The following is a 22,597-nucleotide window of genomic DNA, read 5'->3' on the forward strand; positions in this document are numbered from 1 at the left end:
TGGCAGGATAGGTCGGTGTGAGCGCGACGATCCTCGACGGCAAGGCGGTCCTGCGAGAGATCAAGGACGAGCTCCGCGCGAGGGTCTCGGCGCTCCGTGACCGCGGCATCACTCCCGGCCTGGGGACCGTCCTCGTCGGTGACGACCCGGCGAGCAGCTGGTACGTCGGGGCCAAGCACAAGGACTGCGCCGAGATCGGCCTGACGAGCATCCGCCGCGACCTGCCCGCGAGCTCCAGCCTCGAGGACGTGCTGGCCGTCGTCCGAGAGCTCAACGACGACCCCGCCTGCACCGGGTTCATCGTCCAGCAGCCGACCGGTCTCGACGAGTTCGCGATCCTCTCGGCCGTCGACCCGGACAAGGACGTCGACGGCCTGCACCCCGTCAACCTCGGCAAGCTCGTGCTCAACGAGCGCGCCCCGCTGCCGTGCACCCCCGTCGGCTGCGTCGAGCTGCTGCGGCGCTTCGACGTGCCGATCGCGGGGGCGAAGGTCGTCGTCGTCGGTCGCGGCATCACAGTGGGGCGCCCCCTCGGCCTCATCCTGACGCGGCGGAGCGAGAACGCGACCGTCACCCTGTGCCACACCGGCACTCGCGACCTCGCCGCCGAGGTGGCCGGTGCGGACATCGTCGTCGCGGCCGCGGGCGTCCCGTCGATCATCACCGCCGACATGGTCAAGCCCGGTGCGGCCGTCCTCGACGTCGGCGTGAGTCGCGTCGACGGGAAGGTCGCAGGCGATGTCGACCCCGGCGTGGCCGAGGTCGCCGGCTGGTTCAGCCCGAACCCGGGCGGTGTCGGACCGATGACCCGGGCGATGCTCCTGTCGAACGTCGTCGAGGCCGCCGAGCGGGCGGCGGCCGCCCGGTGACCGACGCCGACGGTCCGACCCCCACCGACGTCGACGACGCCCCCGCCGGGGCGACCGGGGTGCCTCGGCCCCGGCCCGTCGAACCCCGCCCGACAGTGACCCGTCGGCTCGCCGCGTGGTGGGGCGTCGCGGCCGTCGGGATCCTCGGTGTCGCCGGCTTCCTCGTCGTTCCCCCGGCCCGCGCGGGTCTCGTGCTCGGTGCCGCGTGCGTCCTCGCCGCAGTACTGCGCGCCGTCCTGCCGACCCAGTGGGCCGGCGGGCTCGTCGTCCGCCGTCGCACCCCGGACACCGTGATGTTCGCCGTCCTCGGTGCGGGCATGGTGACGGTCTCGTTGCTCCTGCAGAACGCGGGCTGAGCCGCCCACCCGGTCGGGTGGACGGCTCAGCCGGAACCGCTGGTGGGGTTGACGCTGGGGTCAGACCCGCGCGTCCGTCGTCGTCATCTCGTCGACGTCGCCCTCGATGGGGATCCCGCTGCGGTCCTCACCGGTGATGAGCGCGTACGTCGCACCGGCGATGACCGCGCCGACGATCGGGGCGAGCCAGAAGGCCCACAGCTGGGCGGGCGCCCCGGCACCGTTGAAGAACGCGACACCGGTCGATCGTGCCGGGTTGACCGACGTGTTGCTGATCGGGATCGAGATGAGGTGGATCAGCGTGAGCGCCAGACCGATGGCGATCGGCGCGAAGCCGACCGGCGCCCGACCGTCCGTGGCCCCGAGGATGACGTAGAGGAAGAACGCCGTGAGGACGGTCTCGGCCACGAGCACCGCGACGAGCGAGTACCCGCCGGGGGAGTGCGCCCCGTACCCGTTGGCGGCCATGTTCCCGGACGCGGAGAAGCCGTCCTTGCCGCGGGCGATCAGCAGGAGCACGGCGCCGGCGGCCAGACCCGCGACGACCTGGGTCGCCACGTACGCCGGCACGTCCTTCCACGGGAACCGGCGGGCCGTCGCGCAGCCGATCGTCACTGCGGGGTTGAAGTGCCCGCCGGAGACGTGCCCGACGGCATAGGCCATCGTCAGGACGGTGAGGCCGAAGGCCAGCGCGACGCCGACGAACCCGATGCCGAGGCCGGTGTCCTTGTCGTCGGCGAGGAACCTCGCGGCGAAGATCGCCGACCCGCAGCCACCGAGGACGAGCCAGAACGTGCCGAGGAACTCCGCGCCGAGACGGGAGGCGAGTGCGGGGGTGCGCATCAGATGAGGCCCAGGCCCTTGACCGCCTCGCGCTCGCCCTCGAGCTCCTTGACGGAGGCGTCGATGCGCGCGCGGGAGAAGTCGTCGATGTCGAGACCCTGGACGATCGACCAGCGGCCGTCCGAGATCGTCACCGGGAAGGACGACACGAGCCCCTCGGGCACGCCGTACGAGCCGTCGGAGACGACCGACATCGAGACCCAGTCGCCCTCGGGCGTGCCGAGCGCCCAGTCGCGGGCGTGGTCGACCGTGGCAGAGGCGGCCGAGGCGGCCGAGGACGCGCCGCGGGCCTCGATGATCGCCGCGCCGCGCTTGGCGACCGTCGGGATGAAGTCGTTCTCGAGCCAGGCCTGGTCGCCGACCTTCTGCGCCGCGTTCTCGCCGGAGACCTCGCAGTGGAAGAGGTCCGGGTACTGCGTCGCGGAGTGGTTGCCCCAGATCGTCATCTTCCGGATCTCGGTGACCGGGACCGACAGCTTCGCGGCGAGCTGGGAGATGGCGCGGTTGTGGTCGAGACGGGTGAGCGCGGAGAACTGCTCACGCGGGATGTCCGGCGCGTTGTTCATCGCGATGAGGGCGTTCGTGTTCGCCGGGTTGCCGGTGACCGTCACCTTGACGTCGTCCGCGGCGACCTTGTTGAGGGCCTTGCCCTGCGGCGCGAAGATGCCGCCGTTGGCCTCGAGGAGGTCGCCCCGCTCCATGCCCGGGCCGCGGGGGCGGGCGCCGACGAGCAGGGCGTGGTTGACGCCGTCGAAGACCTTCTCCGGGTCGTCGCCGATCTCGACCTTGGCCAGCGTCGGGAACGCGCAGTCGTCGAGCTCCATGACGACGCCCTCGAGCGCCTTCAGGGCCGGGGTGATCTCGAGGAGGCGGAGCTCCACGGGGGTGTCGGGGCCGAACAGGGAGCCGCTGGCGATGCGGAAGAGCAGGCTGTAGCCGATCTGGCCGGCGGCGCCGGTGACGGCGACCTTGACGGGAGTGGTGCTCACGGGATCTCGACCCCTTCGTGTCGCGGATGTGGTCGTTGCTGACTCTAGACCCGGGCCGCGCGCCGTGCGCCCGAGGCCGTGCGCACGGGTGCACCCGATCGTGGGGCGTTGTTCACCTGATCGTCGGATGGCCGTCGCCGCCGGTGAGGGCCGCCCGCGGCAGGATCGGACGGTCACCATCCCGATCCTGCAGAGGGCCTCATGTCACGTGCGTCTCGCCGCCTGTCCATCCTCGCGCTGGTCTCGACCGGCCTGACGGCCGTCGGCCTCCCGGTTCTCGCGACCGACGCCGGGGCGAACCCCGACGGTACCGGGCTCGTCATCAACGAGGTCTACGGCGGCGGAGGCAACTCCGGCGGGGCGTTCCGCAACGACTTCGTCGAGCTCTACAACCCGTCGAACGAGCCGATCATCCTCTCGGAGATGAGCCTGCAGTACCGCTCGGCCGGCGGCACCGGTGCGCCCGCCTCCTCGAACGTCCTGCCGCTCACGGGCACTGTCCCGGCGAAGGGCACCTTCCTCGTGCAGCTCGCGGTGGGCAACGACAAGACCCAGCCGGCGCTCCCGACGCCCGACGCGACGGGGACGATTGCGCTGTCGGGCTCCGGCGGGCAGATCTTCCTCGCGCAGGGCACCGCACCGCTCGACCCGGGCACGGGCAGCGTCGCGGGCAAGGCGGGGATCGTCGACTTCGTCGGCTGGGGCTCGACGACCGCGACGTTCGAGACGGCCACCGCGCCGGGCACCTCGAACAGCACCTCCGTCGCCCGGAAGACGGTCGGGGCCGACACCGACGTCAACCGCGACGACTTCGCCACGGGTGCCCCGACGCCGCAGGCCTCCGGTGGCGGGTCGACCCCGACGGACCCGCCTGCACCGGAGCCCTCGACGGTCCCGATCGCCGAGATCCAGGGCACGGGCGCGACGAGCCCGCTGGCCGGCAAGACCGTCACGACGACGGGTGTCGTCACGGCGTCGTACCCGACCGGCGGCTTCAAGGGGTTCTACCTCCAGACCGGTGGCACGGGCTCCGGCACGGACGCCACGCCGGGCGCGAGCGACGCGATCTTCGTCTACGGGCAGGGCGCCGTCGACGCGAACGCCAAGGTGGGCGAGACCGTGACGGTGACCGGCGCTGTCAGCGAGTACCAGGGCCTGACCGAGCTGACGCCCGCGAACGCCTCGGACGTGAAGCAGGCGACGACCGCGCAGCCGGCCGTGACCCCGCTGTCGACGGCGTGGTGGACGACGGACGCCGAGCGCGAGGCGCACGAGGGTGAGCTCCTCGCCCCGACCGGCAGCTACACGGTCAGCAACAACTACGCGACGAACCAGTTCGGCGAGATCGGTCTGGCGGCGGGCACGACGCCGCTGCGCCAGCCGACGGACGTCGCCCGCCCGGGGTCGGCCGAGGCCGCCGCGGTCGCGAAGGACAACGCCGAGCGCGCCGTCACGGTCGACGACGGCGCGAGCATCAACTTCACGTCGGGCGCCAACCGCGACATCCCCCTGCCGTGGCTCGAGCCCGAGAGCTCGATCCGGACCGGCGCGACGGGCCAGTTCTCCAAGCCCGTCGTCCTCGACTACCGATTCAACGCGTGGCGCTTCCAGCCGCAGGAGCAGCTGACGGACGAGGGCGTCGCGCCGATCACCTTCCCGGACACGCGCGCGAGCTCCGCGGCGTGGGGCGGCGTGAAGCGGGACGTCGGTGGCGACGTCAAGCTCGCGACCTTCAACGTCCTCAACTACTTCACGTGGACGGGTACGGACCACGAGGCCGCCGGGAGCACGTGCTCGTACTACACCGACCGCCAGGGCAACCGCACGACCGTCAACACGTGCAGCAACAACGGCCCGCGCGGCGCGGCGGAGGACGACGACCTCGCGCGCCAGCAGGAGAAGATCGTCGCGGCGATCAACGGCTCGGGGGCGAACGTCGTCTCGCTCGAGGAGCTCGAGAACTCGGTGAAGTTCGGACTCGACCGCGACGACGCGGTGAAGACCCTCGTCGCGGCGCTCAACGCGAAGGCCGGTGACGGCACGTGGGCGTACGTGCCCTCGCCCGCCGCCGCGGACCTCCCGCCGGTCGACCAGCAGGACGTCATCAGGACGGGTTTCATCTACCAGCCGGCGAAGGTCACCCCGGTCGGCGGCTCGAAGGTTCTCGTCGGCAGCTCGGCCTTCACCAACGCCCGCCAGCCGCTGGCCCAGGCCTTCAAGGAGAAGGGCGCGCGCGACGCGGACGCGTTCGTCGTCGTCGTCAACCACTTCAAGTCCAAGGGCGGCACGGGGACCGGGGACAACCTCGACACCGGCGACGGCCAGGGCTCGTGGAACGGTGACCGGACCCGCCAGGCCGAGGCGCTCGCGACGTTCGCGGACGATTTCGCCAAGGCGCGGAACACCGACCGCGTCTTCCTCGTCGGCGACTTCAACTCCTACACGATGGAGGACCCGATGCAGGTCCTCTACGGCAAGGGCTACTCGGCCGTGAAGTCCGACCAGGCCGAGGAGCGGACGTACGTCTTCAGCGGCCTCGTCGGTTCGCTCGACCACGTCCTCGCCTCGCCGAGCGCCAAGGCGATGGTCATCGGTGCCGACGTGTGGAACATCAACTCCGTCGAGTCCGTGGCGTACGAGTACAGCCGCCACAACAACAACGTCGAGGACTTCCACGCCCCGAACGAGTTCCGCTCCTCCGACCACGACCCGGAGATCGTCGGCCTCGACACCCCGTCGTCGAAGCAGGCCGCGACCGTGACCGGCGAGGTCGACCCCGTTTCGGTCGTCGCGGGCGCCGGGACGGTCAAGGTCACCGCCACGGTCGCTGGCGGGGACGGTGTGACCCCGACCGGGAAGGTCGAGGTGCGCGACGGCGCGCGGGTCCTCGGGACGATCGAGCTCACCAACGGCACGGGCTCGGTGAACGTGGGTCCGTTCGGGATCATCGGCGCTCGCACCCTGACGCTCGTCTACCTCGGCGATTCCGCCACGGAGTCGGGGGCGACCTCCACGGTCGATGTGACGGTCACCGGGAAGCAGGCGGCCTCGATCCTCGTCAGCGTCGCGGCCGGCAAGATCGTGGCCGGAGCCGACAAGGCGAAGGTGTCGGTCACCGTCAAGGGCGCCGACGGTCTCGTCCCGACGGGCGAGGTCGAGGTGCGTGATTCCCGCAAGCTCATCGGCACCATCCCCCTCCAGGACGGTTCCGGCTCGATCGAGCTCGGCCCGTTCGAGACGGCCGGTCTCCACACCCTGCACCTCACCTACGTCGGTGACGCGCAGACGCAGGGCGCATCGGCGCCGGCGGGCCTCTGGATCGCGGCGGGCGAGGTCACCACGCGCAAGGCCACGACGCGGACGGCGGTGACGCACACGCCGGTCCGGCCGCGATACGGGCGGGACAAGGTCGCGATGACGACCACCGTCTCGGCGACGGGTGCGACGCCCCGCGGGAGGGTCGAGATCGTCCGCGGCGGAGCGGTGGTCGGGACCGGGTGGCTGAAGGACGGGAAGGTCAAGATCTGGGTTCGGCCGTTCTGGAAGATCGGGAACGTCGCCGTCACGGTCCGCTACCTGGGCAACAGCCAGTTCGAGGCCTCGAGCACGGTCCGCACCGTCACGGTCGTTCGCTGACGCCCGCTGACCTCGCCCGGAGCCCGTCCCGCCACGCGCGGGGCGGGCTCCCGCCGTGGGTGCGCAGGGGATCCACGCCCGCCCGCCGCGCCTCACCCCTCGCAGCCCCCCACTCCCCGCATTTGCGCGCGCAACTGCCATCCGCGCGCGATATACGACGCGCACATGTCAATTGCGCGCGCAAATGCGGGGAGTGGGGGGCTGCGAGGGGTGAGGCGCGGCGGGCGGGCGTGGATCCCCTNCCGGGGCGCGGGCGCCGCCGCGGCGGGGGGGGGGGGGGGGGGGGGGGCGCGGCGGGGGGGGGGGGGCGGCGGCGGGGTCACCCGCCGCCGCGAGGGTGCTGCGGGCCGGGCGGGGGCTGATCGCCACGCCCTCGGCGCGCTTGCCGGCGTAGTACACGTCGGTCGTCACCGGGGTGACGTCGGCCCGGTCCCGGCCGCGGGCAGCGAAGACGTCCGCCGCGATCGCCGCCCACGACCGGGACTCGCCGGAGCTCGTGCAGTTGTACGTGCCGAACGGAGCGCCCAACCGTAGGAGGTGGTCGGTCGCCGCCGCGAGGTCCTGCGTGAACGTCAGCCGCCCGACCTGGTCGTCGACGACGGTCGGGGAGATGCCGCGGTCGGCGAGGGAGGCCATCGTGTCGACGAAGTTCGCCCCGCCGCCGATGACCCAGCTCGTCCGCAGCACGTAGTGCCGGGGGAGGACCTGCACCGCGAGATCACCGGCGGCCTTGCTCTGCCCGTACACCCCGAGCGGAGCGATCGGGTGGTCCTCGGCTGCGGCCTCGCTCGTGCCGTCGAAGACGTAGTCGCTCGAGTAGTGCACGAGCGTGAACCCGTGGGCGAGCGCGGCGCGGGCCAAGAGCATGGGCGCGGTCGCATTCGCAGCCCACGCGGCGCGCCGACCCTCGGCGGTCTCCGCAGCATCCACGGCGGTCATCGCCGCCGCGTTGACGACCACGTCGTGCGCCGAAAAGTCGTAGGCCGCAACGGCCTGCGGGTCGGTGATGTCGAGCTCGTCGAGATCCACCCCGACGGCGTCGGGCCACAGGTCGGTGAGGGCACGGCCCAGCTGCCCCTTCGCGCCGATGACCAGCGGCACGCGACGGGCGAACGGGGTGACGTCCGCCAGCTGCGGGTTGGCGCGGTCCTTGTCCGAGATCTCGGCCTCGCTCAGGGGGATCGGCCAGTTGATGGCCGCGGTCGGGTCGTCGAGCGCGAGTGCCGGGTAGGTGATGCCCGGCCGCCAGTGGGCGTTGACGAGGTAGGTGTACGCGGTGGCGTCCTCGAGCGCCTGGTAGGAGTTGCCGACGCCGCGGGGGACGAAGACGGCGGTGCCCGGTCCGATCTCGACGGTGACGGTCGTGCCGAAGGTGTCACCCTGCCGCAGGTCGACCCACGCGCCGAACACCCGCCCGGTGGCGACGGACACGAGCTTGTCCCACGGCTCGGCGTGGATTCCGCGGGTCGCGCCGCGCGAGCCGTTGAAGCTCACGTTGTTCTGCACCGGTCCGAAGTCGGGGAGTCCGGCAGCGGTCATCTTCTCCCGCTGCCAGTTCTCCTTGAACCAGCCGCGGGCGTCGCCGTGGACGGGGATGGTGAGGACGAGGAGCCCGGGGATGGCGGTGGTCTCGACGGTCGGCGCGTTCACGAGGTCTAGCATGCCCTGCGGCCGGTGGAACGTCAGGGTCGAAGCGCCCGATGCCGCAAGAGTTCACGCACCGTGATCGCGAACTCCGGGCAGCCTGCTCTTTCGAGCATCTCGTCCAGCTGTACCCGCCGTGCGTCGTGTTTCCAATGCATGATCTGTTTCTCGATGACCTGCGGGACGCAACCACGGGACGACTCACCGACGAGCAGGAAGAAGTCGTCCGGGTGCATGACCTCGTAGGACTCGGCGTCGGGGTCGTTGGTGAAATCGCCGACCTTGTTCGCGGTGATGACAATGTCCGCCCGACCAGCCGTCGCCGCGGCGTGGACGTGGTAGTCGGCCGGGTCGGCGCCGGTGAACGGCAGGTCTGCGGGGTAGTCACCGATGATCTCGTCGAGGGAGCCACGGAGAAGATCGATCCGGCGCCGGGTGAAGTGTCCGGGCGCAGTGGGGTTCTTCTTCCGCATCCGATAGATCACTTCGGCGCACACGTCCTCCGTGGTGTGCACCTGGAACATGCCCTCGGTCTCGTACCTCAGCAGGAACAGCCAGTCGGTCAGTGTCTTGCTGAAGAAGACGTTGGCGTCGACGAACACCCGTTGGGTCACGAAAAGAGCCTAGCCACATCGGAGCGGCACGGCGCCCCATGAACGGGGTGCCGTGCCGCTGTCGAGGTGCCGAGCTCAATCGTCAATCCACTCCGGGTGCTCGGCATCCAGCTCGCGAAGACGGGTGAACGCATCGCGGCGCTCGGCCGACCTGCGCTGCTTCAGTGCGAGAACGTCGTCTCGACGGAACCTGGTGTGGGTCCCGACCTTGAAGGAGTCGATGACCCCCTCTTTGACCCACTTCATCAACGTTGGCCGAGAGACGCCAAGGACGCTGGCTGCCGTCGTGCTGGTCATGGTGTCTGGGACCTCGCTGATGGTCACGTGCCCGCGCTCGGCGATGGATGCCATGGCGCGCAACAGCGTCTGCTGCACGCGGGGCGGCAGCGCGACCTGCTGGCCGTCGGCGGTCACCATGGCGAGCGTCGTGCCGTCGCCGACGCGGGTCGCACGCGCGTCTTGAACGGTCTCGGCGGAGATGGAGATCTTCTCTGCGGTGGCGGTCATTGCGCCTCCTTCGTGAGCGCCGCGCTGTGCGGCACGGAACAACCATAGGCACTTTCAGATGCAACTGCAACCCAAGGTGTCGCCGGCCGAGCGCACTCGACCGAGCGGCGAGGGCCGGGTGGGCGTCGTGCCCACCCGGCCCTCGCGTCGGTCGGTGATCGGTCAGGTGTCGATCAGATCGCGTCGATGATCGCGTTGAGCGTCGCGCTCGGGCGCATCGCGGCGGAGACCTTGGCCTCGTCGGGGTGGTAGTAGCCGCCCATGTCGACGGGCTTGCCCTGGGCGCCGATGAGCTCGCCGTCGATCTGCGACTCCTTCTCGACGAGCTGCTGCGCCACCGGCCCGAAGTGCTGCGCCAGGTCGGCGTCGGCGGACTGCTTCGCCAGCGCCTCGGCCCAGTACCGCGCGAGGTAGTAGTGGCTGCCGCGGTTATCGATCTGGCCGACCTTGCGCGCCGGGGACTTGTTCTCGTCGAGGAAGCGGGCGATCGCCTCGTCGAGGGTGTCGGCGAGAACCTGGGCCTTGGCGTTGTCCTGCGTCGCCGCGAGGTGCTCGAGGGAGGCCCCGAGCGCCGAGAACTCGCCGAGGCTGTCCCACCGGAGGTAGCCCTCGTCGCGGAACTGCTGGACGTGCTTCGGCGCGGACCCGCCGGCACCGGTCTCGAACAGCCCGCCCCCGTTGAGCAGCGGCACGACCGAGAGCATCTTCGCGCTGGTGCCGAGCTCGAGGATCGGGAACAGGTCGGTGAGGTAGTCACGCAGGACGTTGCCGGTGACGGAGATGGCGTCCTGGCCCGTGCGGATGCGCGCGAGGCAGTACCGGATGGCCTCGGCCGGGGGCAGGATCTCGAAGGTCAGGCCCTCGGTGTCGTGCTCGCCGAGGTACTCCTTGACCTTCGCGATGACGTTGGCGTCGTGCGCGCGGTTCTCGTCGAGGTAGAACACCGCCGGCGCGCCGGTCGCCCGGGCGCGGGTGACGGCGAGCTTGACCCAGTCGCGCACGGGGATGTCCCGGACGCGGCTCATCCGCCAGATGTCACCCTGCGCGACCTCGTGCTCCATGAGGACGTCGCCGGCCTTCGTCGTCACGCGGACGGTGCCGGGAGCGGGGATCTCGAACGTCGTCGGGTGGCTGCCGTACTCCTCGGCCTTCTGCGCCATGAGTCCGACGTTCGGGACGGACCCGATCGTCGCCGGGTCGAGCGCGCCGTTCTCGCGGTGCTCGTCCATGACGGCCTGGTACATCGGGCCGTAGCTGCGGTCGGGGATCATCGCGAGCGTCTCCTGCTGCTCGCCCTTGGCGTTCCACATGCGGCCCGAGTCGCGGATGACGACCGGCATCGAGGCGTCGATGATGACGTCGCTCGGGACGTGGAGGTTGGTGATGCCCTTGTCCGAGTCGACCATCGCCAGCGCCGGGCGCTGCGCGTACGTCGCCTCGATGTCCTTCTCGATCTCGGTGCGCTGCGCCTCCGGCAGCGTCGCGACCTTGGCCAGCAGGTCACCGAGGCCGAGGTTGGGGTTGACGCCCAGCTGGTCGAGCGTGTCGGCGTGCTTGGCGAAGACGTCCTCGAAGAAGACCGTGACGGCGTGCCCGAAGAGGATCGGGTCCGAGACCTTCATCATCGTCGCCTTGAGGTGCAGGGACAGCAGCAGCCCCTCGGCCTTGGCCGCGTCGATCTGGGCGGCGTAGAAGTCGCGCAGCGCGCTCGCGGACAGGAACGTCCCGTCGACGATCTCGCCGGCGAGGACGGGCACGGAGTCCTTGAGGACGGTGGTGCCGCCCTCGGTGACGAGCTCGATGCGCAGCTCGTCGTCGGCGTCCATGACGCGCGAGACCTCGTTGCCGTAGAAGTCGTCACCGGTCATGTCGGCGACGCGGGCCTTGATGTCGGGGGTCCAGGCGCCGAGGCGGTGCGGGTTCTTGCGGGCGAAGTTCTTCACCGACAGCGGCGCGCGCCGGTCGGAGTTGCCCTCGCGCAGGACCGGGTTGACGGCCGAGCCGAGGACCTTGGCGTACCGCGCCTGGGTCTCGCGCTCCTCGTCGGTGGTCGGCTCCTCCGGGTAGTCGGGCAGGTCATAGCCCTGCGAGCGCAGCTCGGCGATCGCGGCCTTCAGCTGCGGTACGGAGGCGGAGATGTTCGGCAGCTTGATGATGTTGGCCGAGGCGTCGTGGGTGAGCTCCCCGAGCGCGGCGAGGTTGTCCTCGATCCGCTGGTCGTCGCGCAGACGCTCCGGGAACTGGGCGAGGATGCGACCGGCGAGCGAGATGTCCCGCGTCTGCACGTCGATGCCCGCCGTCCTGGTGAACGCGCTGACGATCGGCAGGAGCGAGTGCGTGGCCAGGGCCGGCGCCTCGTCGATCGTGGTCCAGATGATCGTGGGGTTGCTCATGGTCCCGATCATTCCACGCCGCTCCGACAGCCGAGGACGCTCGTCGCGGCCTACCGCTCGAGGTCCGGCCGTGTCACGTTGACGAGGTTCGTCGTCTTGAAGATCAGAGGTTCGGTGGGGGATGCCTTGGCACGCCAGGAGGCATCCGCCGCCGCGACCCGGGACTCGTACTGGTCGAGGCGGTGCTGGAACAGGACACCAGCACGGTCCGTGGCGTCGCTGGCCTGACCAGCGGTGGGATCGCGGTGGTCCGGGTCCCCCGCAGCAGCCTTGGTCGGAAGGAGTGCCACGCTCCCTGCGGTGAGGACGAGCCCGAGGCCTGCAGCGGTCGCTGCCGCCCGTCCGAGCATCCGGTGCTGGCCTCCCGCGAGGGCTGCCACCGCGATGCAGATCGCGGCAGGTGACAGGAGGCGCTCGCCCGGGTTGACGATCTCGACGAGGGACGGGGGCATCACCAGCGCCACCCCGAGAAGGATCAGACCGGCGAGCAGCTCCGGTCGCCAGGTCTGCGACCGGGTCGCCGTGACGATCGCCGCGACCGCGAGGGCCGCGAAGGCGGCCACGAACGCGCAGTTGGCCGCGGCGCCGGTGAGCATGAGGGCGCGCCAGTCACCCGAGCCGTTGACGAAGAGATTCTGGTAACCGCCCATCTTGGCCAGGGTGTACGCCTTGTACACCGCCAGCTGCACAGGTCCGTCGACCTCCAGCTCGCCGTCGCCGGAGGAGGAGGCCGCAGACGTCACGAACCACGCCAGCAGCCCGAGGGACGGGAGGGAACCGATTGCCACCTGAGCCAACCGACGGTCGACGAGCCCATGCGCTCCCGCGATGACGCCGAGCGCCGCCCACGTCATGCCGTGCGTGAAGAAGCCAGCGATCGTCACCCCCGCGACGATCGCCGGGCGGGTCCGCAGCTCGCGGGGCAACGCCAGGTAGGCGCAGATCAGCGCAAGGCCGATCTGGTGCCCGAGATAGCCGTTCCAGAAGCACGACGTCAGCACCACCACGAGCGTCAGCAGCACACCGGCGGACAGGGGCGGAAGCCGGTGCTCCTTGATGAGTGTGCCGACGGCCAAGGACCCGAGGGTGATGGTGATGAGGATGCCGGCGATGCCCGCGAGCGACGGTTGGAGCATGACCGCCAGCCCCGTGAGCAGGGCTTGGGCGGTCAGGTAGGGGACCGGAGCAGGGGTGACGGTGAAGCGGGAGGTGTCGCCCGTGGTAACCAGCCACGCGCCCACCCGTGCCTCGTAGACCCATTCACCGAGGTCCTGCAGCAGGGGTCCTCGAAGCATGACCAGGACCGGGAGCACCAAACCGAAGGAAACCAGCAGAGGGGTGATCCAGCGACCCCATCGGGCAACGGCCCGCCGGTTCGCGCCAGAGGACGTCACTGACCCGAGGCCGCGTAACGGGCCTCGGTGGCGGCCTTCATCGGGCGCCACCACGACTCGTGGTCGCGGTACCACTGCACGGTCTCGGCAAGGCCCGTCTCGAAGTCGCTTCGCGCCGGCGCCCAGCCGAGCTCCTTGCGCAGCCGGGTCGAGTCGATGGCGTAGCGCAGGTCGTGGCCCGGTCGGTCGGTGACGTGGTCGAAGTCGTCCTCCGGCCGGCCGAAGATCCGCAGCAGCGCGCGTACGACCTCGAGGTTGTTCCGCTCGCCGTCGGCGCCGACGAGGTACGTCCGCCCCGTCTCGCCGCGCTCGAGGATCGCCAGGACCGCCGCCGAGTGGTCGTCGGCGTGGATCCAGTCCCGCACGTTGAGCCCGGCGCCGTACAGCTTGGGCCGGACGCCGTCGATGAGGTTGGTGATCTGCCGGGGGATGAACTTCTCCACGTGCTGCCACGGACCGTAGTTGTTCGAGCAGTTGCTCAGCGTGGCGTTCACGCCGAAGGAGCGCACCCACGCCCGGACGAGGTGGTCCGAGCCGGCCTTGCTCGCGCTGTACGGGCTGCTCGGGTTGTACGGGGTGGCCTCGGTGAAGCGGCCCGGGTCGTCGAGCTCGAGGTCGCCGTAGACCTCGTCCGTGCTCACGTGGTGCAGCCGGGTGCCGTGGCGGCGCACGGCCTCGAGGATCGTGAAGGTGCCGACGAGGTTCGTCGTGACGAACGGCGAGGGGTCGTTCAGCGAGTTGTCGTTGTGCGACTCGGCGGCGAAGTGGACGACCGCGTCGTGCTCGGGGAGGAGCCGGTCGAGCATGGCCGCGTCGCAGATGTCGCCGACGACGAGCTCGACACGGTCGGTGGGCAGGGCTGCGAGCGACGCTTCGGACGAGGCGTACGTGAGCTTGTCGAGGACGGTCACGCGCGCGTCGGTGTGGGCAACGACGTGGTGGACGAAGTTGCTGCCGATGAACCCGGCGCCGCCGGTGACGAGGAGAGATTTCACAACGGGGACGATACGTCGCCGGCGGTTCGGGCGACGTGAGGTTCTCGGCCACGGGCAGAGCACCATCGGGGCCAGTAGGGTCGGGATCGTGCCTCGATGCGACATCTCCGTGGTGATGCCCGTTCTCAACGGGGCCGACCACATCGCAGAGCAGCTGGGCGCCTTGCAGGGTCAAGACCCGGGGGTGCTTTGGGAGGTGGTCGTCTCCGACAACGGATCGACCGACGACACCGTCCGTATCGTCCGCCAGTTTCAGAAGGACTTCCCAGTTCGTCTCGTGTTGGTCGACTCGTCGGCCGCACCCGGCGCGGGGCAGGCGAGGAACCTCGGTGTGCTGGTGAGCTGCGGCGACCTCATCGCCTTTTGCGACGCGGACGACATCGTGGGCGCGGGCTGGGTGCGCGCCGCTTACGAGGCGCTGCAGTCGGCGGATTTCGTCGGAGGCGTCTCGGTCGAACTCCGAGACCCGCTGGACCCGGACGCGGCCGCGCTTACCCGCGGCGGCTTGAATGTCAACTGGACAGCCGACATCCTCACCAACAACGCGGCTGTGAGGCGCTCGACCTTTTTGGCAGTCGGGGGATTCGAAGGAGCGCTTCCGCCGTACGGTATGGAAGATCTTGAGCTCGGTCGGAGGATCGTCAGGTCTGGATCTGTGGTCGGGCATGCCCCCGCGATGGTAGTTCACTTCCGACGCACGACGGAGTTCAAGCAGGTGATGAGGAAGGTGTTTCAATCAGCCCAAGCCGAGTATGTCGTTTTTCGACTCCACCCCGACCGGTTCGACGCAGGCTCGAGCCCAGCTGGACTGTTGAGACTCCTCGTCGGCGCTTGGTGGGGATTGTTGCTCGCTGACCGGGACCATCGGCGATCTGCAATGCGTCAAGTCGTGCGCCGTCTCGGCCACTTGGCGGGTTACCTGCGGTGGTACTCCGGTGGGCGAACCCGTGGGAGCATGTTGCTCGAGGGCTGCGGTAGCCGAAACAGCCGACCTGGGTGAACCCTGTCTTTCCGTCCCGCTCGCCCGAGGGGTTCGGTCCCGCCGCAATATAGGCTGAACGGCGCTTATCTTTAACCGAGTCGGGCGGCGAGACGCTGCGGCGGGAGGGGGCCCGTCGCAGCGTCGTTGATCACGATCGACGCGGCTCGCCCGAGGGCGCTGGCGCGGACGGGGAGTGGCAGCCGCGCATACGCATCCGCGTGCCTATGCCACCTCCTCATCCGTCTCTCCTCGACGGTCCGGAATCGGACGAGAAAGGATTTCCTCCCCCTCAGCAGAGACAGGCGTGGCTGCAGGCTGAAGTAGCTTGCCTCTCGACCGCCACCGGCATCGACCGTCGAGGTGACGTCTTGACGGGCCACCGGGAACTGGGGGATGGCTCGCACGTCGACCCCGATTTCACGGAGAGCTTGGTAGTCGTCGGCGATCCAGAACGGCCGGCGCGCCCGCTGGACGATGGTTTTCGCGGCGCGCCGCGAGACGAGGTACGCCAACGTGCTTCGCGGGAACGGGAGAGGTCGAACCAGTTCCAGGCCCCCTGGCATCTTTCGGATGGTGTGGACTTCCTTGAACGAAGGAGAGGACTCCTCCGGCCATAACAGGGTGAACTCGTGATCAAGAGCTGCGGAATGTGCGAGTGCGGTGACCGAGCCACCCGTCCACGCAGTGTCGTCCTCCGTGATGAGGCCGAGGGTCTGATCCCCGCCCCCTGTCGTGCAGTCGAGGAACCTGCGCATGGCAGCGAGATGGGCGAGGGTGCAGCCGACCTCACCGGGGAGCGCCGCGCGTCCGTAGCGGTCGCGTGCGCGGGTGACGTCGAAACGGGCCTCGATCTGCTGGGAGCTCCAGCCGCGCGCGTCGACACCGTCGAGGGTCTCCATTGACACCGGTGCGTTCACACGAGCACGTTCCCGCCGCGCAGTAGCTGAAGGAAGCGAAATCATTGCGGCGAAGCCCAGTCCGATCTCTGACGGCTCCATGAGTGTGATAGTACGGCGCAGTCGGGCAACCCGAAACCCGATTCGAGCGGCGACCTGGGCACTCCGTACGCCGTTCGCTCGGATCGGGCTGTGCCTGTTCTGCGCCGTCCCGTCTTGCCTGAGGCGGTCAGCTACCACGTCACCGCTCGGGCGGTGGGTTGCCGGTGCGTTCGGTCCGCAGCGCGGGCTGTCGATCGGCCTATCCTCATCGGCCCGAGTCGCTCAAGCTCCAAGCCGAGACGTCAGCCGTGGACGGGTGCGACAGCATAGGATGATTGCATGAAAGGGATCATTCTCGCGGGTGGCACGGGGTCTCGGCTGCACCCGATCACCCTCGGAGTGAGCAAGCAGCTCGTGCCGGTCTACGACAAGCCGATGATCTACTACCCGCTGAGCACGCTCATGCTCGCCGGGATCCGCGACGTCCTCGTCATCACGACCCCGCACGACGCGCCCCAGTTCGAGCGGCTCCTGGGCGACGGGTCGCAGCTCGGGATCTCGATCACGTACGCGCAGCAGCCCACTCCGGACGGGCTGGCGCAGGCGTTCATCATCGGCGAGGAGCACCTGGCCGGCGGAGCCGCAGCCCTCGTGCTCGGCGACAACCTCTTCTACGGGCCGGGTCTGGGAACCCAGCTGCGGCGCTTCGCCGACGTCGACGGAGCCGCGGTCTTCGGCTACTACGTGAAGAACCCGCAGGCCTACGGCGTCGTCGAGTTTGATGAGAACGGCATCGCCGTCTCCCTGGAGGAGAAGCCGACGCAGCCGCGGAGCAACTACGCGGTGCCGGGTCTGTACTTCTACGGCAACGACGTCGTCGAACGGGCCAAAGCCCTGACCCCGTCCGCGCGCGGCGAGCTCGAGATCACCGATCTGAACCGGACGTACCTCGACGAGGGTCGTCTGCGCGTCGAGGCGTTGCCGCGGGCGACCGCTTGGCTCGACACCGGGACGTTCGACGACCTCAGCGACGCGGGCAACTACATCCGGACCGTCGAGGCCCGCACCGGCCTGAAGATCGGTGCCCCGGAGGAGGTCGCTTGGCGGATGGGCTTCATCGACGACGAGGGTCTGCGCCAGCGCGCCGAGCCCCTTCGCAAGAGCGGGTACGGCGACTATCTCATCGGACTGCTGGCGGGCTAGGCCGTGGGCTGAGGCCCCAGTTCAGCCTCGACCGCGGCCCAGCTGCGATAGGACGTCGACTTGATCGTGGTGAGTGGGCCGACGGGCTTGTAGCCGTAGCCGATGGAGGTGGAGCCTGTGCCTTCGATGGAGGCCCATATTTCGTCCAGCCGTCCGCTCTGGGCCATCTCATACCAGTGCCCGTCCACTCCGTTCTCAGCGCACAGGCCCGCTGCTGCCAGCGCTGCAGCTCCTTGGCGTGTCTTGCGGGCGAGCTGTGATCTGCTGCGCCACGGGACGTGGATGAAATGGAGCCCGGACTCCAGCTCTCCAGGGCGGCGCACCTGGTGGGCGCCCTCGCCGATTGCGAGCGCCGGGTACGCGCGAAACGCGATGCGAGTGATCGGGTGTCGGTAGAGGTCGATCTGCCACGACCCGTCGCGCCTTGGATAGACGTTGTGGCAGACGGCGGACACTTGGCTTGATCGGGTGGATCCGAGATGCTCTGCGAGCGTTCCAGTCGAGCCCATCCAACGTTCGTCCGCGTCTGCCGGGACGATCCATCTCGCGCCACTCGCCCAAGCCAAGCGCGCAAGGAAGGACAATTTCGCGCCTTGGTAGAACCGGTCGAGACGGTCATCCCCCACGGTCATGGCGCCGCGGTGACGTCTCGACAGCTCATCCAAGCGCTCGCGAGTTCCGTCAGACGACATGTTGTCGGCGATCACGAGGTGTTCGATTCCTTGTGATAGGTGATGCTCGACCAGCTCATCGATCACGTCGAGCTCGTTCCGCACTGTCGTCACGAGGACGACCGACCCTCGCCGCAACCGGGGGACGCGAGGCATGTCCATCGCTTCAGCGACCGCGTTGACCACGGCTGCGTTTCGCGAATCCGCGCGGTAGCGCTGGTACCAGCGCAGCTGGCGGGCGTGGACCAGCGGGGCGCGGAGCATCTCGCCCCCAAGCGCGAGAAGATCAACCATGGTCGGCCTCCATGCCTTCAATCCCGGTAAGGGAACCCAGTTTGACGAGGCGTGCGAACTCCTCGTTGGCGTCCCGCACTTCGTCGAACGACCCGGTTGCGGCGACCCGCCCCTGAGAGAGGAAAACCAGCTGGTCGACGTGGCGAACCGTGCTGAGCCGGTGCGCGACGACGATCGTCGTGACCCGGCCACGGAGTGCCTCGATCGTGGACGTGATCTGACGCTCGGTGTCATTGTCGAGCGCTGATGTCGCTTCGTCGAGCACGAGAAGGGTGGGACGGCGGTAGAGCGCGCGCGCGATGCCCACCCGTTGGCGCTGTCCCCCGGACAAGCGAGAGCCCCTCTCGCCGATAGGTGTGTCCACCCCAGCCGGGAGGGTCGCGACGAGGTCACCCAACTGAGACGCGACGATGGCTTGGTGCAGGCGAACGGGGTCGACCGCCTCGTCGAACGCAATATTTTCGGCGAGTGAACCCTCCAAGAGGTAGACGTCCTGCGGGACCATGGCGATGTTCTGGCGCCAAGCAGCGATGTCTTGGCCGACGTCCACGCCGTCGACCACCACTCGTCCCGAGGTGGGGGCGTGGAAGCCCATGATGATGTCGACGAGCGTGCTTTTCCCTGCGCCGCTGCCGCCGACGAGGGCCATCGATGTTCCAGCCGGGAGGCTGAGGGTGACATCGTCGACGACGTCTGGGAGATCGGGGCCATACCGGAATGACACCCGGTCAACGACCAGATCCTGACGGAACGGCGTGGGCGCACTCGCGACCTCGACCTGCTCCTGGGCATCCGCCGCGTCCAGCTCTCGGAGCAGCAGAGCGATCGACGGCTTGCCGATCCGGAGTCCGGTCGCCGCCCCGACCAGGCGTGACGCCGATGGGAGGATCCGGAAGGCTGCGGCGGCGAGCACGGCGACCATGGCGAGGATGGAGTCGGCTCCTCCGGTCGCCGACAGGAACACGAGCGCTCCGCCGAGACCGATGAACAGCATGATTTCCAGTACGTATTTGGGCATCTCTCCCAAGAACGCCGCAACGCGGCTCGCTCTCGCGTTCTCCATCTCGCTCGCGGTGTAGTGCTCGGCGAAGAAGTCTTGTGCGCCTCGTAGCTGGATCTCCTTGATTCCACCGAACCCGTGGAACGCTGCGCGATATCCGGCCCTCGCAGCCTCCTGCTGCCGCCCGCCCGCCGAGTGCGCTGCGCGCTGGATGACGCGGAGGAAGATCAGCGATCCGACGGCGAAGTACGCGGCGACGGCCAAAGTGGGGCCCGGGGCCACGGCGAGCACTGCGCTCGAGATGAGGAGGATTGTCACCGCATCCATGCACAGCGTGACGAACCCCGTGACGGTATAGGCGAACACGGACCCGACGGTGGGCCCCATAAGCTGGAGCAGCTCGGACGAGCTTCTCGAGGTGTGCAACGAATATGGAGCGTTCAGGTAGTACCGGAATAGACGGATCGCCGTCAGGCTGCGGTGGCGCATGGTGAAGCCCAGAAACCACCACCTGAAAGCGACGACCACCACGTCTTTGATGAGGAAGGCGCCCAGCACCGCAGCCAAGAGTATCGGGACCGACTCGCGGGTAGCGGACAGGCCAACCGCGGCCATCGCCTGGTCGATGATCGCCACCTTAATTCCGGCGCCCGACAGGATCGAGACCAGGGGAATGATGAGGATGACAGCCATCGATTCGACGATCGACGCAACGGCCGAGATGAAGATGGCGATCATTAGCTGGCGGAGGGCGTGCCTGCCGAACACCGCCCGGAGTCCCCTCCACGTATCCATGATCTCCTGTCGAGACGGGGGTGAGCGGACCCACCGGCGGCCCGGTCCTCAGTGGTGCGTGCCGGTCGATGTTACCTTCTCACCCGAGGTGAGCTGGCAGAACCGACGAACAGGAGGGGTTGTGCGAGAGCGTCCCCTCGCCGCTGGCGTACCATCGCGTGCGTTTCCCAAGGACGCCGTGCGGGCGGTCAGGCTTGGTGCGCGGCGTGGAGCTGCCGCCGCCGATAGGGTGGCGGGGGTCATGCGGGCTGCCGAAACCCGTCTGACAGAACATCTTGTCGGCGCCTCGGGCCCTCCTGACGTGGTCCGGGAGCTCGCCCCGAGTCATCCATCTCTTCGGAGGTTGGCGTGCCGACCGACATCTGCGCGCGCGCCGCAGGTCAAGGTCTTGACCTCGCTCAACCCCGGCGGATTGTTCGGCGGGGTGGCGACGCTGCTCTACGTGGGCGCGACCCTCGCGGCCGAGTCCGGCCACGACCTCGAGGTCGTCCAGACGACCGCGCCCACGGAGTTCGACGTCCAAGCGTTCCTCCGTTCTGCCTCCGTGCCTGTCCCTCGCATCGGCGTCTCCCGGACGCCCCCTACAGATGTCCTGGAGGTGCACGACGACGACATCTTCGTCGTGAGCGCATGGTGGGACGCGGCACGCCTGGCGGAGGCCCTGCCCGGTAGGCCGTTCGTCTACCTGGTTCAGGACTACGAGCCGATCTTCTATCCAAACGGTGACGACCAGCTCTGGGCCCGTGCGACGTACGACATCGCCGAAGCCGTGTTCGTCGTCAACACCAGCGTCCTCCGCGAGTTCATGAGCGGCCTGCCTATAGAAATCAACGAATCAACACCGTTCTTCGAGCCTGCCGTGGCCATCCCCCCCGGCGACCGGGGGCGCACGAACGGCCGACGGCGGCTCTTTTTCTATGGCCGCCCGAATGTCGCTCGTAACCTCTACGGGACTGGACTGCAGGCCATCGAGCAGGCACTGATGTCCGCACAGCTGGGGGACGAGTGGGAGGTGCTGATGGCGGGTGGTGAGCGCGGTCGTGGGATCTCCCTCCGGACGGGCCACACGGTTAGCCGGCTGGGGAAGCTCGACCTCGACAGCTATCGACAGTTCTGCAGGACGGTCGATGTTTGCCTCTCCCCGATGCTCGCTCCGCACCCGAATTACCCGACGCTGGAGATGGCGAGCGCTGGAGCGCGGGTCGTGACGACCCGCTGGGAGAACAAGACCGACCTCAGTCGGTACGGTGACGCGATCTGGGTGGTCGAACCGACTGTTGATGCGTTGGCGACCGCGTTGGTCGAGGCGGCGGCCGCTGAGCCAGGATCGGCGACTCTCCCCGCCTCGTGGCCCGATGCTCTGCAGGGGCCGGTGCGTCGGGTATTGCGTGATCTGGGCGGGCGGCGCGAGGGATGAGCGCCACCGCGATCGTTGTCACCTACAATCACGCGCCCTACGTCCGGCAGTGCTTGGAATCGATCAGGCAGCAGACCCGGCCGTTCGCGCGCCTCCTCCTCATCGACGACCGGTCACCGGATGACACGGTGGCCGTGGTGAAGGAGTGGATCGCGGAGACAGGGTTCGAGGTCGAGGTTCATGTCAACCCCGAGAACCGGGGTCTGACAAAGTCGCTCAACGCGGGTCTGGGCGACGTGCGCACCCCCTTCTATGCGTATATCTCCGGGGACGACTACATGTTCCCAGATCGCGTGGAGCGCCAGCTGGAGGTGTTGGAGCAAGCCCCAGCGGACGTAGTGATGGTCTACAGCGACGCCCACCGTGTGGATGCCGATGATCGACGGCTGCCCGACTTCTCGGACGCGTACGGGTGGCCAGGGGGTCTTGACCCGGAGGCCACGTATCTCGCCCTGCTCCGCGACAACTGGATCCCTGCGCCCTCGGTGATGCTTCGCACGGACGCGGTCCGAGCCGCGGGCGGTTATGACGAAGACCAGTTCTACGAGGACTGGGACTTGTGGTTACGCCTCGCTCGTCAGTTCGTTCTAGCCCGCCTCGATGAGCCGCTCGTCGCCTTCCGTGAGTTGGAGACCTCACTCGGTCACACCCAGTTCCACGCCCGAAACCCGCGTTTTCTCGAGGCTCGCGCTGCCACGCTGCGCAAGCACCTTGGCCCTTCCGAGACCGTGCGAAACATCACCGCCCCGCTACTCTGGGAGACGACCCGGCGCCGATGGTTCCTCGGGGCACGACCTTCCGAGCTTCGTGAGGACGTCGATTCTGTTCAGAAGAACCTGACGACGCGTGGCCAACGAGTGGCGGCCACGTTCATTCACCTCGGCGTCCCCGGCCCGCCTCTGGAGCCAGTGGTTCGAGCCGCGCGGGCTCTGCGTGCCGGGGCCAGAAGGTGACAGCGCCCCCACGAATCGTCGCGATCTGGGGGCAGGCGCCACAGGACCAGCCCATGAGCGCCGGCGCTCGACATCTGCGATCGGTCCTCGACCTCCTGGCGAAG

The 22,597-nt window shown here is 69.0% G+C and carries 18 protein-coding genes; 7 read left to right on the forward strand and 11 right to left on the reverse strand.

Annotation, left to right across the window (positions count from 1 at the left end):
- Positions 1 to 17 precede the first annotated feature (17 nt).
- Together DAA34_RS05875 and DAA34_RS12115 are read left to right on the forward strand one after the other, a co-directional pair.
- Positions 18 to 869, forward strand: coding sequence for a bifunctional methylenetetrahydrofolate dehydrogenase/methenyltetrahydrofolate cyclohydrolase (locus DAA34_RS05875; protein ID WP_106819863.1), 852 nt, complete (start codon positions 18 to 20; stop codon positions 867 to 869).
- Positions 866 to 1,225: a DUF3017 domain-containing protein gene (locus DAA34_RS12115; RefSeq protein ID WP_158707634.1), complete on the forward strand. Its 360-nt coding sequence runs from the start codon at positions 866 to 868 to the stop codon at positions 1,223 to 1,225. Before DAA34_RS05875 ends, DAA34_RS12115 begins: the two co-directional genes overlap by 4 nt.
- 60 nt (positions 1,226 to 1,285) lie before the next feature.
- Here the strand turns inward: DAA34_RS12115 and aqpZ are convergent, their stop codons facing one another.
- On the reverse strand, positions 1,286 to 2,068 hold the full coding sequence (gene aqpZ / locus DAA34_RS05885; protein ID WP_106818018.1) for an aquaporin Z: 783 nt from the start codon (positions 2,066 to 2,068) through the stop codon (positions 1,286 to 1,288).
- On the reverse strand, positions 2,068 to 3,057 hold the full coding sequence (locus DAA34_RS05890; protein ID WP_106818019.1) for a malate dehydrogenase: 990 nt from the start codon (positions 3,055 to 3,057) through the stop codon (positions 2,068 to 2,070). The genes aqpZ and DAA34_RS05890 overlap by 1 nt, the downstream gene beginning before the upstream one ends.
- Positions 3,058 to 3,258: 201 nt before the next feature.
- Here DAA34_RS05890 and DAA34_RS05895 point away from each other — a divergent pair, with 201 nt between their 5' ends.
- Positions 3,259 to 6,693, forward strand: coding sequence for an ExeM/NucH family extracellular endonuclease (locus tag DAA34_RS05895; RefSeq protein WP_106818020.1), 3,435 nt, complete (start codon positions 3,259 to 3,261; stop codon positions 6,691 to 6,693).
- A 168-nt stretch (positions 6,694 to 6,861) separates the two neighbouring features.
- Here the strand turns inward: DAA34_RS05895 and DAA34_RS05900 are convergent, their stop codons facing one another.
- The 6 genes from DAA34_RS05900 to rfbB all read right to left on the reverse strand — a co-directional run bounded on the left by DAA34_RS05900 (position 6,862) and on the right by rfbB (position 14,240).
- Positions 6,862 to 8,355, reverse strand: coding sequence for a sugar nucleotide-binding protein (locus DAA34_RS05900; RefSeq protein WP_106818021.1), 1,494 nt, complete (start codon positions 8,353 to 8,355; stop codon positions 6,862 to 6,864).
- 20 nt (positions 8,356 to 8,375) lie between these two features.
- Positions 8,376 to 8,939 carry a PIN domain-containing protein gene (locus tag DAA34_RS05905; protein WP_234354132.1) on the reverse strand — a complete coding sequence of 188 codons (564 nt, stop codon included), beginning with the start codon at positions 8,937 to 8,939 and terminating at the stop codon, positions 8,376 to 8,378.
- Between the two features lie 87 nt (positions 8,940 to 9,026).
- Positions 9,027 to 9,458 carry a helix-turn-helix domain-containing protein gene (locus tag DAA34_RS05910; RefSeq protein WP_106818023.1) on the reverse strand — a complete coding sequence of 144 codons (432 nt, stop codon included), beginning with the start codon at positions 9,456 to 9,458 and terminating at the stop codon, positions 9,027 to 9,029.
- 173 nt (positions 9,459 to 9,631) lie between these two features.
- Complete coding sequence (locus DAA34_RS05915; RefSeq protein ID WP_106819865.1) at positions 9,632 to 11,851, reverse strand: NADP-dependent isocitrate dehydrogenase; 2,220 nt, start codon at positions 11,849 to 11,851, stop codon at positions 9,632 to 9,634.
- Positions 11,852 to 11,901: 50 nt separating this feature from the next.
- A complete protein-coding gene (locus tag DAA34_RS05920; protein ID WP_106818024.1) occupies positions 11,902 to 13,164 on the reverse strand; it encodes a hypothetical protein in 1,263 nt (420 codons plus the stop codon).
- A gap of 77 nt (positions 13,165 to 13,241) precedes the next feature.
- On the reverse strand, positions 13,242 to 14,240 hold the full coding sequence (gene rfbB / locus DAA34_RS05925) for a dTDP-glucose 4,6-dehydratase (RefSeq protein ID WP_234354133.1): 999 nt from the start codon (positions 14,238 to 14,240) through the stop codon (positions 13,242 to 13,244).
- A 115-nt stretch (positions 14,241 to 14,355) separates the two neighbouring features.
- Here rfbB and DAA34_RS05930 point away from each other — a divergent pair, with 115 nt between their 5' ends.
- Positions 14,356 to 15,240 carry a glycosyltransferase gene (locus DAA34_RS05930; RefSeq protein ID WP_158707635.1) on the forward strand — a complete coding sequence of 295 codons (885 nt, stop codon included), beginning with the start codon at positions 14,356 to 14,358 and terminating at the stop codon, positions 15,238 to 15,240.
- Between the two features lie 71 nt (positions 15,241 to 15,311).
- Here DAA34_RS05930 and DAA34_RS05935 read toward each other — a convergent pair whose 3' ends face one another.
- A complete protein-coding gene (locus tag DAA34_RS05935) occupies positions 15,312 to 16,220 on the reverse strand; it encodes a glycosyltransferase family 25 protein (protein ID WP_158707636.1) in 909 nt (302 codons plus the stop codon).
- Positions 16,221 to 16,499: 279 nt separating this feature from the next.
- On the opposite strand from DAA34_RS05935, the gene rfbA reads away from it, so the two are divergent.
- Complete coding sequence (gene rfbA / locus DAA34_RS05940; RefSeq protein ID WP_106818027.1) at positions 16,500 to 17,363, forward strand: glucose-1-phosphate thymidylyltransferase RfbA; 864 nt, start codon at positions 16,500 to 16,502, stop codon at positions 17,361 to 17,363.
- Here the strand turns inward: rfbA and DAA34_RS05945 are convergent.
- Both DAA34_RS05945 and DAA34_RS05950 read right to left on the reverse strand, forming a co-directional pair.
- Positions 17,360 to 18,328: a glycosyltransferase family 2 protein gene (locus DAA34_RS05945; protein WP_158707637.1), complete on the reverse strand. Its 969-nt coding sequence runs from the start codon at positions 18,326 to 18,328 to the stop codon at positions 17,360 to 17,362. The genes rfbA and DAA34_RS05945 overlap by 4 nt on opposite strands.
- Entirely contained in the window at positions 18,321 to 20,066 is a 1,746-nt protein-coding gene (locus tag DAA34_RS05950) for an ABC transporter ATP-binding protein (protein ID WP_158707638.1), read from the reverse strand. Before DAA34_RS05950 ends, DAA34_RS05945 begins: the two co-directional genes overlap by 8 nt.
- 298 nt (positions 20,067 to 20,364) lie before the next feature.
- On the opposite strand from DAA34_RS05950, the gene DAA34_RS05955 reads away from it, so the two are divergent.
- Entirely contained in the window at positions 20,365 to 21,540 is a 1,176-nt protein-coding gene (locus DAA34_RS05955; RefSeq protein WP_325027835.1) for a rhamnosyltransferase WsaF family glycosyltransferase, read from the forward strand.
- Positions 21,537 to 22,493: a glycosyltransferase gene (locus tag DAA34_RS05960; protein ID WP_106818031.1), complete on the forward strand. Its 957-nt coding sequence runs from the start codon at positions 21,537 to 21,539 to the stop codon at positions 22,491 to 22,493. The genes DAA34_RS05955 and DAA34_RS05960 overlap by 4 nt, the downstream gene beginning before the upstream one ends.
- The last annotated feature ends 104 nt before the right edge of the window (positions 22,494 to 22,597 follow it).

It is taken from the genome of Janibacter massiliensis (assembly GCF_900289115.1).
GTDB classification, from domain to species: domain Bacteria; phylum Actinomycetota; class Actinomycetes; order Actinomycetales; family Dermatophilaceae; genus Janibacter_A; species Janibacter_A massiliensis.

Excerpts from the sequence above, each read along its gene's own strand:
- DAA34_RS05950 (WP_158707638.1), bottom strand. The coding sequence starts at position 20,066 with ATGATCGCCATCTTCATCTCGGCCGTTGCGTCGATCGTCGAATCGATG.
- DAA34_RS05915 (WP_106819865.1), bottom strand. The coding sequence starts at position 11,851 with ATGAGCAACCCCACGATCATCTGGACCACGATCGACGAGGCGCCGGCC.
- DAA34_RS05945 (WP_158707637.1), bottom strand. The coding sequence starts at position 18,328 with ATGGTTGATCTTCTCGCGCTTGGGGGCGAGATGCTCCGCGCCCCGCTG.
- rfbA (WP_106818027.1), top strand. The coding sequence starts at position 16,500 with ATGAAAGGGATCATTCTCGCGGGTGGCACGGGGTCTCGGCTGCACCCG.
- DAA34_RS05960 (WP_106818031.1), top strand. The coding sequence starts at position 21,537 with ATGAGCGCCACCGCGATCGTTGTCACCTACAATCACGCGCCCTACGTC.
- DAA34_RS05910 (WP_106818023.1), bottom strand. The coding sequence starts at position 9,458 with ATGACCGCCACCGCAGAGAAGATCTCCATCTCCGCCGAGACCGTTCAA.
- aqpZ (WP_106818018.1), bottom strand. The coding sequence starts at position 2,068 with ATGCGCACCCCCGCACTCGCCTCCCGTCTCGGCGCGGAGTTCCTCGGC.
- DAA34_RS05895 (WP_106818020.1), top strand. The coding sequence starts at position 3,259 with ATGTCACGTGCGTCTCGCCGCCTGTCCATCCTCGCGCTGGTCTCGACC.
- DAA34_RS05955 (WP_325027835.1), top strand. The coding sequence starts at position 20,365 with ATGCGGGCTGCCGAAACCCGTCTGACAGAACATCTTGTCGGCGCCTCG.
- DAA34_RS05930 (WP_158707635.1), top strand. The coding sequence starts at position 14,356 with ATGCCCGTTCTCAACGGGGCCGACCACATCGCAGAGCAGCTGGGCGCC.
- DAA34_RS05935 (WP_158707636.1), bottom strand. The coding sequence starts at position 16,220 with ATGGAGCCGTCAGAGATCGGACTGGGCTTCGCCGCAATGATTTCGCTT.